Source organism: Brevibacillus laterosporus, from assembly GCA_007833815.1.
Classification (GTDB): Bacteria; Bacillota; Bacilli; order Brevibacillales; family Brevibacillaceae; genus Brevibacillus_B; species Brevibacillus_B laterosporus_D.
The window spans coordinates 1,937,988-1,951,724 of the sequence record CP033464.1 but is presented as its reverse complement, the minus strand read 5'-3'; the positions used below and the strand labels follow the sequence as shown (position 1 = coordinate 1,951,724).

Sequence of the window (13,737 nt, the reverse complement as noted above, 5' to 3'; positions counted from 1 at the left end):
AACCTGTTTTAAGCCATCAGAACGCCACTGGAGTTTTTATGTCCCTTGAAAAATTACCAATTAAATGGATAAAGAGCGAGCTAACTGGTAAATTGACAAGTCTAGTTGATGTTTTTGATCAAGCGCTTCATCAATGTCAACGTCAACAATATTATTGTTCTTAATTCCAACCATACGATCTGCTTTACCCTCAAGCAGCAAATCTACAGCAGCTGCGCCTAAACGGCTTGCTAGCATACGGTCGAAAGCAGTCGGAGAGCCACCACGTTGAATGTGTCCCAATACAGTTACACGAGTTTCCCAACCTGTTTCTGTCGTAATGACATCGGCGAATTGAGAAGCTTGACCTACTCCTTCTGCAACAATGATGATGGAATGCTTTTTCCCACGGCGATGACCAGAACGTAAACGCTCCAGAATATCTTTCATATCAGTATTTGCCTCTGGGATGATGATGGATTCTGCTCCAGCAGCCAGACCAGCCCACAAAGCTAAGTCACCTGCATCACGTCCCATTACCTCAACAATGTAGGTACGCTCATGAGAAGTAGCCGTATCACGGATTTTGTCAATGCATTCTACTACAGTGTTTAATGCTGTGTCAAAGCCAATTGTAAAGTCTGTGCACGGAATATCGTTATCAATGGTACCTGGAACCCCAATTGTTGGAAATCCAAGTTGTGTTAGTTTTTGTGCACCACGGAAAGAACCGTCTCCCCCCACAACAATTAGTCCTTCGATTCCATGTTTCTTTAATTGCTCAACGGCTTTCGCGCGTCCTTCTTCTGTTCTGAACTCGTCACTACGAGCTGTGAAGAGCATCGTACCACCACGATGAATAATATCACCTACAGAACCAAGCGTTAATTCTTGGATGTTACCGCTAATAAGACCATTATATCCATTGTAAACTCCAAAAATCTGAACGCCTTTGTAAATTGCTCGACGTACCGCAGCACGGACAGCCGCATTCATACCTGGAGCATCGCCACCACTAGTTAAAACAGCAATTTTTTTCATAGCACTCACCTCTTCATTTTCTCCTTTCCTTAGAATGGCTCTCTGTTTCATTTTCTATTGGTAACAAAATGAGAACCGCGGGGAAAGTTTTGTAAACAGAACCTGCTACAGGTTACAAAACGCCACATTCATACAATCGACACAACAATTATTTATCCAATAATTTGGAAAACACTATGGTGTTATACCAATTCAGGTAATTGGTCATGCAGTATGAATAAATGACGTATATTGTTAGGCTGTTATACAACAAACTTCCGGTTTTAGCCATTCCACATTGGAAATTGTGACATACTTTTTGTTAGTTTTTCTTTTTTTGCCAAGTTCATCTTCCGAATACTGATTCTATCAGATTTTCAGCCTCTAAAAAAGCAAAAAACTCCCCTTTTTTACGAAAGGGAAGTAAATGTGCCAATTTGTTTAAATTTGTTATAACGATGCTGTACTAATTCCTTAGGGGACAGTTTCTCTAGTTCAGTCAAACCGTTAAGCAATGACTGTTTAACAAAGCCTGCCTGTTGGATTAAATCGCGATGTGCCCCACCAAATGGTTCTGGAATAATTTGATCAATAATACCTAATTCTAATAAATCTGGAGCAGAAATTTTCATGGTTTCGGCTGCTCGCATAGCAAGACTAGAGTCTTTCCACAAAAGCGCTGCCGCTCCCTCTGGAGAGATAACCGAATAAATGGAGTTCTCTAGCATATAGATATGGTTCCCGACACTAATGCCCAAGGCACCCCCACTACCGCCTTCTCCGATTACCACACAAATAATAGGTACCGTAAAGTTAGCCATTTCAAGCAGATTTCGAGCAATCGCTTCACTCTGTCCGCGCTCCTCTGCTGCTTTACCTGGATAAGCCCCTTGCGTATTAATAAACGTAATGATCGGACGACCAAATTTCTCAGCCTGCTTCATCAATCGCAACGCTTTACGATAGCCCTCTGGATGAGCCATACCAAAATTACGACTAATATTTTCTTTGGTATCTTTTCCTTTTTGATGCCCGATAACAGTGACAGCTCGGCCTTCTAGGCGTGCAATACCACCAACAATCGCCATATCATCTCCATAGGAACGATCCCCATGTAACTCCATAAAATCAGTAAAAATATGCTTGATATAATCAAACGTAGTGGGACGCTCTGGATGACGAGAAATCTGTACGCGTTGCCACGGGGTCAAGTTACCGTAGATTTGCTCAGCCAGATCTTTCGCTTTTGATTCCAGACGTTTTACCTCATCCGTAAAATCAATCCCTTTTTCTTCCGTAAACTTACGTAGTTCTTTAATTTTATCGTGCAGCTCTACTAATGGTTTTTCAAATGAGAGATCTGTCGCCATTTATTCTCCCTCCCTACTTGTGTGCATAGCGACCAACGTACCTAAGGTCTCACGCATATCTTTGCGATGCACCACCATATCAAGCTGCCCATGCTTTAATAGAAACTCCGCAGTCTGAAAATCCTTCGGAAGCTCCTGACGAATCGTTTGTTCAATGATTCGGCGACCAGCAAAACCAATCTGTGCACCCGGCTCGGCAATATTAAGATCACCAAGAGATGCAAAACTAGCAGATACACCACCGGTAGTCGGATGAGTTAACACGGAGATGAATAACAATCGTTCATTTGCCAATTGAGCTAATGCAGCGCTTGTTTTAGCCATCTGCATTAAACTGATCATTCCTTCCTGCATACGTGCTCCACCTGAAGCAGAGAACAGGATAAACGGGAGCTTGCGCTCAATAGCGCGTTCGATCGCACGGGTAATCTTTTCACCAACAACCGCACCCATACTTCCCATACGAAAACGGGAATCCATGACGCCCAATACAACAGGCATACCCTGAAGCAAGCCTTCTCCAGTAATAATAGCTTCATTCAAGTTTGTTTTGGTACGATCTTGTTCCAATTTATCTTCGTAGCCTGGAAAATTGAGAGGGTTATCAGAAATGAACTCAGCATCAAATTCCTCTGTAAAGCATCCATTATCCAATAACGATTGAACACGCTCTGGAGAGGACAGGGGAAAATGATGTTGACACCCCTTACAGACCTTTAGATTCTTCTCCAAATCCTTGGAATAATGAATAGATCCACAATGGGAGCATTTATGCATAAGGCCTTCTGGAACCTCTTTAGGTTCAGCAGTCGGGACTTGTTGCGTTATTGACACGTTCGGTACAGTCGCAAACTTGCGCTTTTTCCCAAAAAGATCTTTGAGCACACTATCACCTCACATTTGTTTCAGTGAAGAACCGTGCCGAGAACCTCTTGCACTTCGGACAGTTCGCCTTCTGGCACCAGTATCTCATATTGTTTAGATACCTTTGCCTCACGAACCTTCACCAGAAATCCTTCACTTGTTAAACGGTGTTGAATACGTTCGGCAATCTTGGCGCTAGGAGCGATGTAGATGACAGTCCACATGATAATCCTCCTTACTGCTGCAAATCTGACAATCTGTGCCTCATCATATCACAGCCCCTACAGCACCTGCAATTTATAGCATGCTGTTGTCAAGATGTACCTTCATATATTCCATTGCCTTTAATTCGTTACCTTCGCGAATCGCTTCCATCACTTGTACGTGTTCCTGATGGGCAATATGCGATCTTCCTTCACGCGCCAAGGAGTCTTTGCGAATTCCGCCACTATATTCCACGAGAGGAGTCCATATCCGATGTAAGACGGAATTACGACTAGACCTACATATTACCCGATGAAATAAGTAATCTTCCTCCCACGGAATGTCTCCTCGCTCCAACTTTTCCCAAGCAGAATCTAGAATGCGCTCCATTTCTTCAAAGTGCTTACTGCCTGCTCGGGTGCACGCGAGACGTACAGCATCCAATTCTAGGATTTTGCGCATTTCAACGAGATCTTTTTTTGTTTTGGCATCCCGTAGAATGTAAGACCCTAATAAATCGATCAACCGGTTATGCCGATAATTCTTCAAAAAAGTGCCTTCACCACGTCTCGTCTCAATTAGACCCAACAGCTCTAAAGCTCGGAGCGCCTCACGTACAGAGGAACGTCCAACACTTAATCGATCGGAAAGCTCTCGCTCTGAGGGGAGCTTATCCCCTGGACGCAAATTCTCTTCTGCAATGATTTCGTTCAGTTGCATGAGAATTCCTTCATACACTTTTCGATTAGTGGAGGAGTCTGTCATATACTCCACTCCTTCGGCTAGAAATCATGAAAAGGCGATTGATATCGCCTTCTCTTATACGGCTATTTGCTATTCTTGATATGATAAAGCAGAAAGTTTTTCTGTTTTTGTTTTTATTTCTTCAAGATCAACGATAAGACGGGCTACACCGCTATCCATCGCTGCTTTAGCAACCGCAGCGGCTACATTCGGAGCAACACGTGGATCAAATGGAGCTGGGATAACAAAATCAGCATTCAACTGACCATCTTCTATTAGATCAGCGATAGCATAGACAGCGGCTAATTTCATTTCCTCATTGATACTAGTTGAACGTGTATCTAACGCACCGCGGAAAATACCTGGGAACGCCAATACGTTGTTAACCTGATTTGGGAAGTCCGAACGGCCTGTCCCTACAACAGCAGCTCCTGCTTTTTTAGCCTCTTCCGGCATGATCTCAGGTGTTGGGTTGGCCATTGCAAAAATAATAGCATCACGGTTCATAGATTGAACCATCTCAGGTGTAACAGCTCCTGCCGCAGAAACACCAATAAATACATCAGCACCAACCATAGCATCTGCTAATTCGCCCTGTATTTTTTCACGATTGGTTAACAAAGCAATTTTTTCTTTTACTGAATTCATACCAAATTCGCGACCTTCATACACAATTCCTTTGGTATCGCACATAATTACTTCTTTTACACCCATGCTAATTAAGAGCTTAATAATAGCGATACCAGCGGCACCTACCCCATTGGCAACTACGCGGATATCTTCAATTTTTTTATTTACTAATTTTAGAGCATTAATGAGGCCCGCTGCTGTTACGATTGCAGTTCCATGCTGGTCATCGTGGAAAATTGGAATATTGGTTTCTTTTTTCAGACGTTCCTCGATTTCAAAGCATGCAGGTGCTGCGATATCTTCTAAATTAACGCCTCCAAAAGTCGGCTCTAGAAGTTTTACCGTTTCAATAATCTTCTCTTTGTCCGTTGTATTCAAGCAAATCGGAAACGCGTCTACCCCAGCAAACGTTTTAAATAAAACAGCTTTCCCTTCCATAACAGGCATAGCTGCTTCTGGACCAATATTGCCAAGTCCTAGCACTGCCGTTCCATCACTGACTACGGCAACCAAATTGCCTTTCATGGTATATTCATAAACTTTGCTTGGGTCGTTAAAAATCTCTTTGCAAGGTTCGGCTACACCAGGCGAGTATGCTAGGCTTAAATCATGTGCATCACGCACTGGCACCTTCGTAACTGCTTCTAGCTTTCCTTGATGTACTCTGTGAAGTTCAAGAGCTTCTTCTCTTAAATTCGACACCTAAATCACTCCATTCTCGCCCGAGTAAAATACCCATATTGTTGTATGTCGAAGTGGTCAGACCACTCAAACGTCGTTACTGTTCATTATATCAAATCATTTTCAACTGTAAACCTTCTATAAAGCGCAAAAAAGGGAGGACTTGGTTCATCCTCCCCCGTTTATCGGCAATTCTTTCTGAATTACACACTTATCTCCCACAATTTCTTTGATTTTCTCTAGTATTTCCATATTCGCCTCAACTCGATATTCGTTTGGTAAGCGTAAAATTTGTTTTTTCTGTTCGTAATAAAGGAGAACTGGGGTCAACCCGTTTTGGTTAGTAAACAATTCTTTCAGACGAACCAAGGCATCATCTCTCTCATGTTCTGGGGAGATTTTAATGAACAACACGCTTTCCATCTGTGGCTTGGGTAAGGTTTTGCCATCCCAGATTCTGTTAGCGATCAACTTAGGCGTATCTCCCTGACGATCTACACGTCCTTCAATGACAACAATTGACTCTTTATATAAAAAGGCTTGCGCCGATAGAAATATTTTCGGAAAGACAACGACCTCTACTTGTGCCATTTTATCTTCTACCTGTAAAAATGCCATCGGGTCTCCTTTTTTTGTTTGAATCCGCTTAGCCTCTGTTATCATACCTACGATTTTTACCACATGCTGATGGGGTAAATCATCAAAAATCGGAATTGCAGTTACTTCTTTATGCTGTGTTAGATAAGAATAGGGATCAAGTGGATGACCAGATAGATAGACACCCAACAATTCTTTTTCCTCTTTTAAGCTTTGCAAATGAGAGAATGGGGGAACCTCTGGATACTGGTCTGGCGTCAATTGATTATGCATATTCCTCTGATGATTGCCTCCAACATCGTGGTTCACTTCGTTTGTAAATGCAAACAGATTAAGCTGAGCAGCCTCTGTCTCTTTTCGGCGTGTACTGCCCTTCTCCATAGCCTCATCTAGCATCAATAAAAGCTGAGCTCTGTGACCTGGTAACGAATCCATCGCACCACAAATGATCAGAGATTCAATCACACGACGGTTAACCAACCGACTATCTACTCTGGAACAAAAATCAACCAGATCAGAAAACGGAGCTTTTATCCGTTCTGAGACAATTGACTCGATAGCGCCATATCCTACATTCTTGACAGCAGCCAGTCCAAAGCGGAGGGCCTGTTTATCTGGCTCTACACTAAATAGCGCTTCGCTAGCATTTACGCAAGGAGGGAGCACTGCAAGACGTAAGCGCTTGGCCTCTTCTACATATTCTGCAATCTTCCCCTGGCTACCAATCGACATAGATAGTAAAGCTGCCATGAAAGCTAGCGAATGATTGGCTTTTAAATAAGCCATTTGGTAGGCAATAATTGCATACGCGACTGAGTGAGCTTTGTTAAAACCGTAATCAGCAAATTTAACAATCAAATCATATACTTCATGGGCAAGCTGTTCATCATAACCTTGAGCAATGCTTCCTGCTACAAATTTTTCACGTTGTTCCATCAATAGCTCACGTTTCTTTTTCCCTACGGCTCGCCGTAAGATATCAGCCTCACCCAGGGTAAATCCGGCCATTTTAGAAGAGATTTGCATGATTTGCTCCTGATAAATGATAAAGCCATGCGTTTCTTGCAAAATCGCCTCTAAATCGGGATGAGCATAATGTACCGGGGTTTTGCCATGTTTCGCTTTGATATAGTCTGGGATAATTTCCATAGGACCTGGACGATATAAGGCTAAGACAGCTATGATATCACCAAGACAGGTTGGCTTTAAATCTCGAAGAACATTGCGAATTCCAGAAGACTCCAACTGGAACACACCTGTTGTTTCACCGCGGGTTAACATCGCAAAGCTCATCGCATCCTCTGCCGGTAATGAATCTAACGACAACGGAACGCCTTGACGATTGATTTCTTTTAACGTTTCCTGAATGATCGTCAGGTTGCGTAACCCTAAAAAATCCATTTTTAACAAACCGACCTGCTCCAGAATATCCATCGGAAATTGTGTAAGTAACAGGCCCTCACTACCTTCTTGCAATGGAACATATTCTGTTAACGGTTCACGTGAAATCACCACACCCGCCGCATGTGTAGAAGCATGACGTGGTAATCCTTCCAACCCACGCCCTAGACGAATGAGCTTGGCTACGTCCCGATTCTCCTCTGTCAAACGCTCCAGGTCAGGGTTAAGCTTGAACGCTTTATCAAAAGTCATAGATGGAGACTGTGGTATCATTTTAGCTACGCGATCTACTAAAGAAAGGGATAATCCTAATGCCCGACCAACATCTCGAACCGCAGCCCGTGCAGCAAGTGTACCAAAAGTAATAATCTGTGCGACCCGATCATGTCCGTATCTGTCTGCTACATAACGAATCACTTCATCACGTCGCTCCACTGCAAAGTCAATATCAATATCTGGCATAGTAATGCGCTCTGGATTGAGAAAACGCTCAAATAGCAGATCATGAGCAAGCGGATCTACATTGGTAATAGAAAGAGCGTACGCTACCAGACTGCCTGCCGCTGATCCACGCCCTGGACCGGTGGCGATTCCTTGTTCATGGGCATATTTCATAAAATCCCAAACGATCAGGAAGTAATCAGTAAAGTCTGTTCCTGTAATGACAGATAGTTCATAATCCAAACGCTCCCGCACCTCAGCATGTAGGGCACCAAAACGCTTCAGACATCCTTCTTCGCATATTTGTCGTAAAAACCGCTCCGCCTCTACCCCTTCTGGCAACGGAAAACGTGGCAGAATGTGCTGATTTAATTTGATCTCCACCTGACAGCGGTCCGCTATACGCAGAGTGTTTTGAAGCCCCTCCTTAGCGTAGGCAAACAAACTAGTCATTTCGTCAGCTGATTTGAGGTAGTATTCTTCCGTTTCGTAGCGAAATCGGTTATCTTCTGTAATCGTTACACCATGACCAATCGCCAGCAGAACATCGTGTAGCTCCGCTTCCTCCTTCTCCACATAATGAACATTATTTGTGACTACTAGAGGAACTTGTGTTGCTTCATGTAATCGCAACAAGCGCTGATTCAGACGTCGTTCTTTTTCCGTACCATGATCCTGAAGCTCTAAATAGAAATGTTGTGGACCAAAAACATCTACATACCAGTCTGTAGCTTGCTTCGCTGCATCTAAATCACCCGCTAGTAGCAGTTGCCCAATCTCGCCTTCTGTGCAACCGCTTAGTGCAATCAGCCCAGCTGCATGTCGTTTCAGCCTTTCACGATTTACGCGAGGTAGCACCTGAGCTCCCTCTGTATGAGCAATCGTAGACAACTGGATTAAATTTTTATAGCCTTGCTCGTTCTCTGCTAGTAGCGTCAAATGATAGGGAGCCTTGGTTTGCCTCGTTACCCGATCGCGCAAGTCTCCGTCAATTAAGTAGATTTCCATGCCAATAATCGGCTTAATGCCTTTATCAAGACATGCTTTATAAAAAGGAATGGCTCCGTATAGATTGGCATGATCCGTAATAGCTAGGGCTGGCATGTTAAGTTCGGCAGCCTTTTGCACCAATTGCTCAATCCGTGCGGCCCCATCTAATAGACTACATTCACTATGCACATGTAAATGAACGAAGGATGCTGTCATCATCTTGCTCCTTCCTATCCTGCTAATCTTCGTATATACCTATTATACCCGAAGGAGCTATGGAGGCGAACCTTTATTCGTGTAACAGAAAGATACAACTTGCAAGAACATGCGCATTTTTCCGTCAATAAGTATGCTATAATACAGAGGTCTTACTATCAAATTTAATAAGTAAGGGTAGGTGTTGAATTATGTGGTTTGCTATTTATTTTACTGGTATGATTGCCTCCCTCATCATGGGAGTCTACTATAGCATTAACGCACGCCGCCGTGGTCTACATCCATTGCAATCCCGTATGACACTCGGAAAAATGAATATCTCTCTAGGTTGCTTGCTCATTTTGTTTGGTCTTAATCAATTTTCCTTCCAAGATTTGGATTCAATTCGAATTGGTGTAGCTTTTGTGATGTTGTTGGTTGGTATTATTAATCTAGTGCTTGGAATTAAACATTATACCCGTAATAAACAAGAATGGTTACGAGTAGCAGAGACACTAAAATAAAGCGATCTACATAGTAAAACCCAACTATCCTTCATGTTGAGAAGAGATGTCGGGTTTTTTTGATATTGTTATTACAGTAATTGCCGACTGAAAGCCCACGGTTTTAATCGTGGGATGAAAGACGGCTTTGCCAGAACATCCTTTCATGGGATGGGCGGGGCAAACACCTAGCACATGTGCGTGTACTTTCCTTTTCGTTCAATCGTTGTAGTTGTATAGTTAAACTGATACAATTGTTTTATGGGACAAGAATATAGACGTACAACTACAACAGTATCTCTCATTAACTATCATTTTGTTTTCTGCCCTCGTTATCGAAGAAAAGTGTTAGTAAAACAAGTGGAAATTCGATTCAAGGAGCTAGTGGCTGAAATATGCCATCAGAATAGCTGGCTTATTGTGACAATGGAAGTTATGCCCGATCATGTCCATCTGTTCCTGAACTGTCTTCCCACCGATTCTCCATCAGACGTAATGGCAAAAGTGAAGGGAGTGACCTCTCGAATAGTAAGGCAGGAGTTTAAGCATCTTGCTCATTTGCCTAGTCTGTGGACACGTTCTTTTTTCGTTAGTACAGCAGGAAACGTATCAAGCGAAACAGTAAAGCGTTATGTTGAAGAACAAAAGAAAAGGGGGTGAACACATGCAAGCTTTAACCGTTAAGATACGCATATTTCCTGATCAACCAGCCATTCTACGTCAATTAGGAAATGAGTACATTCGGGTAGTCAATCAACTAACCAAACGGGCTGAACAACGAGGGGCATTTCCGAAAATGACTACAAAAGATGTAGAAACAATTCTTCCGTCTGCCGTTTGTAATCAAGCGATTCGTGATGCCAAAATTGTTTTCAGTAAAATCAAGAAACTTGGTGTTCGTCCAATTCTTAAAAAATCTGTATATTTCGTTAACAATCAAAACTACACGGTATCCGAAAATACAGTTGCTTTCCCTATCGTTGTAGATAAAAAGACGAAGAAAACAGCGTTTCGTGCTACAGCGACTAGCAGAGATATGGAACTGTTAAGAAAAGCCAAACTTGGATTGATGCGCATCGTCGAAAAGTCAGGGAAATGGTACGCTCAAATTTCGGTAGAAGTACCTACAAGCGTAACAAACAACGAAAACATCATGGGTATTGATCTTGGTTTGAAAGTTCCTGCTGTTTCTGTAACTTCTATAGGTAGAACCCGATTCTTTGGAAACGGCAGACAAAACAAGTACATACGAAGAAAGCACCAACAACGTAGACGTACATTAGGTAAACTCAAAAAATTGTCTGCCATTCGTAAGCTAGGTAATAAAGAGCAACGTTGGATGAAAGATCAAAACCATAAGATTAGTCGGCAAATTGTAGATACAGCCATTCAGGAAGGTGTGTCAATAATCAAGCTTGAACGACTAGAGAATATTCGCAAGACGGCAAGAACAAGCCGCAAAAACGCAAAGAATCTGCATAGTTGGACTTTTTATCAGCTTCAACAATTCATCTCCTACAAAGCAAACCTTGTCGGCATAAAGGTTGTGGAGGTAAATCCTGCCTACACTTCTCAATCTTGTCCTGCCTGTGCGGAGAAGAACAAAGTGAAAGATAGAAGGTACGAATGTTCATGCGGATTCAACGCTCATCGTGATCGGGTTGGAGCGATCAATATCATGAATCAACCTGTGGCAGATGGTAACAGTCTGTCAGCCTAAGATGCTATATGCACTGTCTTAGGACGGGCTGATGAGACAGCCCTGAACTTGGGGGAACTACGGTTAGCAGAAATGCACGACCGTCTACCACCCAAGAATCCCAATAATACCGAAGGTGTCAGCTTGCGGCTTTAGCCGTGGGAGTCTCAAACCATGTAGTAAGGCATACCAATATTGGTAAATAATATTTCTGAAATAAATATACAAACCATCTACCTCTTTCTCTCATTTCACAATATAATGGATAATGTTTGAATTTTTTTTAGGACATATGTAACAGGAGGATGGATTTATTCGTCATATAAAGAGTATTAAATTCATGCCTGTTCATCAGTATGTATGAAAACACGCTAGAATTTTGTTTAGGAGCAATTGTATGGAGAGAATTGGATTTGTTATGAAAGAAGCACGGATTTCAAAAGGAATTACCCTAACAGATATTCAACAAAAAACGAATATCCCTTTGTCTTATTTGGAAGCAATCGAACAAGAGGAATTTTCTAAAATTCCTCATCAGGTGTATGTCCAAGGATTTGTTAAAAGTTATGCTAGCGTTTTAAAACTGGATGTCACAGCATATATGGACCAGTTACCCAAGCCGGAGCCCTCTGCTCCGCCTAACTATGTTACACACGCGCGAAAATGGAAATTTGGTAGATTTTCCCTGTCCGGTACAGGCTTTTCTCAATTTCTGGTGGTGATCTTTATGTTATTCATCGCAGGTGTGACTTATATGGGCTTCCGTATGTAAAGAAAACTCGGCAGATCGTATCAAAAACCGGAGCAGGGACATCCATCCCTTGCTCCGGTTTTGCTATTATATAAGCTATCTTTCCAAAATCTGCGCTGTAACCATTGCTTTTCCTACCATTTGGTCGCGGTGGAAAACTTCTACTTCTACCTTACCAAAACGACGGCTCACATCTAGCACGCGCGGTTTAATTTTTAATTGACTTTCAATCTGAGCTGGTTTTAAGAAATAGACAGTAATGTTCTCAGGCACCATATCACCACGGCGATGACGGCGCAATTCATTACAGGCTACTTCGGTCATGACTGTCGTCAGTACACCACTTGCGATCGTTCCCAAATGATTGGTCATCTGAGGGGTTACCTCACCAATATAGGTTACTTCATCTCGATCCTTTTCTTCGCGGAACGAACTCATAATTAAGTTAGGAAAGGTTTCGCTTAATTGCGGCTGCTTCTGCATATACTGCAACGCTTTCAAAACTTCTTGGCGAGTAATTACACCCAGTAGCTTTTTGAAATTATCCACAACAGGTAACAACTCAATTCCTTCCCATGCCATCAGATGGGCAGCGGAAGCAACAGAAACTCTCGGTGATGTTGTGATTGGACTACGTGTCATCACTTTATCCACGGTAACATCATCTTCATTGCCAATGATGTCCTTGGAAGTAAGGATGCCAACCAGCCGACGAAATTCATCCACTACGGCAAAGCGTGTCTCTTTATATTTTTCTGTATACAGATGCCACTTTTTCACCTGATCTGTAGGTAATAAAATAGGAACCTCATCTAATGGCTTTACGATATCTTCTACCATGACAATCTCCTTTTTGATGAGACGGTCATAAATAGCACGATTTAATAAAGAAGCCACACTAAACGTGTCATAGGTAGTAGAAATAATAGGCAATTCCAATTCATCTGCTAGTGCTTTAACTTCCTCACTCGTATCAAAACCACCTGTCACCAATACAGCAGCACCGTTTTGTAAAGATAGACGATGGGCCTGCTCTCGGTTTCCGACAATTAACAAACTACCTGGTTGAATATATTTCACCATGTTTTCCAATTTCATGGCACCTATTAAAAATTTATGTAAAGTCTTATGCAGACCCTCTTTACCGCCTAACACACTACCATCCACAATATTTACCACTTCAGCAAAGGTTAAACGATCAAAGTTTTCCTTATGCTTTTTTTCGATCCGGACGGTTCCTACTCGCCCAATGGTACTAACATACCCTTGCACTTCCGCCTCTTTGATCGCACGGTACGCCGTTCCTTCGCTTACCTCAAGATCCTTGGCGATCTGTCGGACCGAAATCTTGGTTCCGATGGGAAGGCGATTAATATGTTGTATGATTTGTTCATGCTTTGTTGCCAAGTCTGCCACCTGCCCTTTTCTTACCGTTTTTACCAATGAAGCATGATATATGGTCATCATACGATTCGTGTATGTACTTCATTAACTTAAAAAGGCTCCTTGCAACATATTACCGCATGCCTAGACAAAAAAAAAGGGTGTAACGGCGCCCGTTACACCAAATCACGTATATAATTTAAGGGGGTTTTCATCATGCTTTTATCATATCCCCTTAATATTACAGGAATGTTACAAACGAATTACAAATGCATTTCATTTCAG

The 13,737-nt window shown here is 42.3% G+C and carries 12 protein-coding genes; 4 read left to right on the top strand and 8 right to left on the bottom strand.

Annotated elements, in window-relative coordinates; genetic code table 11:
- Nucleotides 1–60: 60 nt before the first annotated feature.
- From pfkA to EEL30_10865, 7 genes are all read right to left on the bottom strand, one after another.
- Nucleotides 61–1,020 carry a 6-phosphofructokinase gene (gene pfkA / locus EEL30_10895; protein QDX92768.1) on the bottom strand — a complete coding sequence of 320 codons (960 nt, stop codon included), beginning with the start codon at nucleotides 1,018–1,020 and terminating at the stop codon, nucleotides 61–63.
- 389 nt (nucleotides 1,021–1,409) lie between these two features.
- Complete coding sequence (accA, locus tag EEL30_10890) at nucleotides 1,410–2,369, bottom strand: acetyl-CoA carboxylase carboxyl transferase subunit alpha (GenBank protein QDX92767.1); 960 nt, start codon at nucleotides 2,367–2,369, stop codon at nucleotides 1,410–1,412.
- The gene (locus tag EEL30_10885) at nucleotides 2,370–3,254 is read right to left on the bottom strand and encodes an acetyl-CoA carboxylase carboxyltransferase subunit beta (protein ID QDX92766.1); all 885 of its coding nucleotides are present in this window, start codon (nucleotides 3,252–3,254) and stop codon (nucleotides 2,370–2,372) included. It abuts the gene before it with no gap.
- A gap of 20 nt (nucleotides 3,255–3,274) precedes the next feature.
- On the bottom strand, nucleotides 3,275–3,457 hold the full coding sequence (locus EEL30_10880; protein QDX92765.1) for a glutamate decarboxylase: 183 nt from the start codon (nucleotides 3,455–3,457) through the stop codon (nucleotides 3,275–3,277).
- 73 nt (nucleotides 3,458–3,530) lie between these two features.
- Nucleotides 3,531–4,202 (bottom strand): FadR family transcriptional regulator, encoded by a 672-nt coding sequence (locus EEL30_10875; protein QDX92764.1) that lies wholly within the window; start codon nucleotides 4,200–4,202, stop codon nucleotides 3,531–3,533.
- Nucleotides 4,203–4,271: 69 nt separating this feature from the next.
- A complete protein-coding gene (locus tag EEL30_10870) occupies nucleotides 4,272–5,513 on the bottom strand; it encodes an NAD-dependent malic enzyme (GenBank protein QDX92763.1) in 1,242 nt (413 codons plus the stop codon).
- Nucleotides 5,514–5,660: 147 nt separating this feature from the next.
- Nucleotides 5,661–9,140, bottom strand: a complete 3,480-nt coding sequence (locus EEL30_10865) for a DNA polymerase III subunit alpha (protein ID QDX92762.1) — start codon at nucleotides 9,138–9,140, stop codon at nucleotides 5,661–5,663.
- A 185-nt stretch (nucleotides 9,141–9,325) separates the two neighbouring features.
- Between EEL30_10865 and EEL30_10860 the strand changes: the two genes are divergently transcribed.
- The 4 genes from EEL30_10860 to EEL30_10845 all read left to right on the top strand — a co-directional run bounded on the left by EEL30_10860 (nucleotide 9,326) and on the right by EEL30_10845 (nucleotide 12,090).
- The gene (locus EEL30_10860; protein QDX92761.1) at nucleotides 9,326–9,640 is read left to right on the top strand and encodes a hypothetical protein; all 315 of its coding nucleotides are present in this window, start codon (nucleotides 9,326–9,328) and stop codon (nucleotides 9,638–9,640) included.
- Nucleotides 9,641–9,880: 240 nt separating this feature from the next.
- Entirely contained in the window at nucleotides 9,881–10,279 is a 399-nt protein-coding gene (tnpA, locus tag EEL30_10855; GenBank protein QDX92760.1) for an IS200/IS605 family transposase, read from the top strand.
- 4 nt (nucleotides 10,280–10,283) lie between these two features.
- Complete coding sequence (locus tag EEL30_10850; GenBank protein ID QDX92759.1) at nucleotides 10,284–11,339, top strand: transposase; 1,056 nt, start codon at nucleotides 10,284–10,286, stop codon at nucleotides 11,337–11,339.
- 376 nt (nucleotides 11,340–11,715) lie between these two features.
- Nucleotides 11,716–12,090: a hypothetical protein gene (locus EEL30_10845; GenBank protein ID QDX92758.1), complete on the top strand. Its 375-nt coding sequence runs from the start codon at nucleotides 11,716–11,718 to the stop codon at nucleotides 12,088–12,090.
- Nucleotides 12,091–12,165: 75 nt separating this feature from the next.
- Here EEL30_10845 and EEL30_10840 read toward each other — a convergent pair whose 3' ends face one another.
- Nucleotides 12,166–13,476: a CBS domain-containing protein gene (locus tag EEL30_10840; GenBank protein QDX95736.1), complete on the bottom strand. Its 1,311-nt coding sequence runs from the start codon at nucleotides 13,474–13,476 to the stop codon at nucleotides 12,166–12,168.
- Nucleotides 13,477–13,737: the final 261 nt, after the last annotated feature.

Bases quoted from the DNA above. Each gene is read 5' to 3' on its own strand.
- tnpA (QDX92760.1), top strand. From the start codon at position 9,881: ATGGGACAAGAATATAGACGTACAACTACAACAGTATCTCTCATTAAC.
- pfkA (QDX92768.1), bottom strand. From the start codon at position 1,020: ATGAAAAAAATTGCTGTTTTAACTAGTGGTGGCGATGCTCCAGGTATG.
- EEL30_10865 (QDX92762.1), bottom strand. From the start codon at position 9,140: ATGATGACAGCATCCTTCGTTCATTTACATGTGCATAGTGAATGTAGT.
- accA (QDX92767.1), bottom strand. From the start codon at position 2,369: ATGGCGACAGATCTCTCATTTGAAAAACCATTAGTAGAGCTGCACGAT.
- EEL30_10845 (QDX92758.1), top strand. From the start codon at position 11,716: ATGGAGAGAATTGGATTTGTTATGAAAGAAGCACGGATTTCAAAAGGA.
- EEL30_10880 (QDX92765.1), bottom strand. From the start codon at position 3,457: ATGTGGACTGTCATCTACATCGCTCCTAGCGCCAAGATTGCCGAACGT.
- EEL30_10875 (QDX92764.1), bottom strand. From the start codon at position 4,202: ATGACAGACTCCTCCACTAATCGAAAAGTGTATGAAGGAATTCTCATG.
- EEL30_10850 (QDX92759.1), top strand. From the start codon at position 10,284: ATGCAAGCTTTAACCGTTAAGATACGCATATTTCCTGATCAACCAGCC.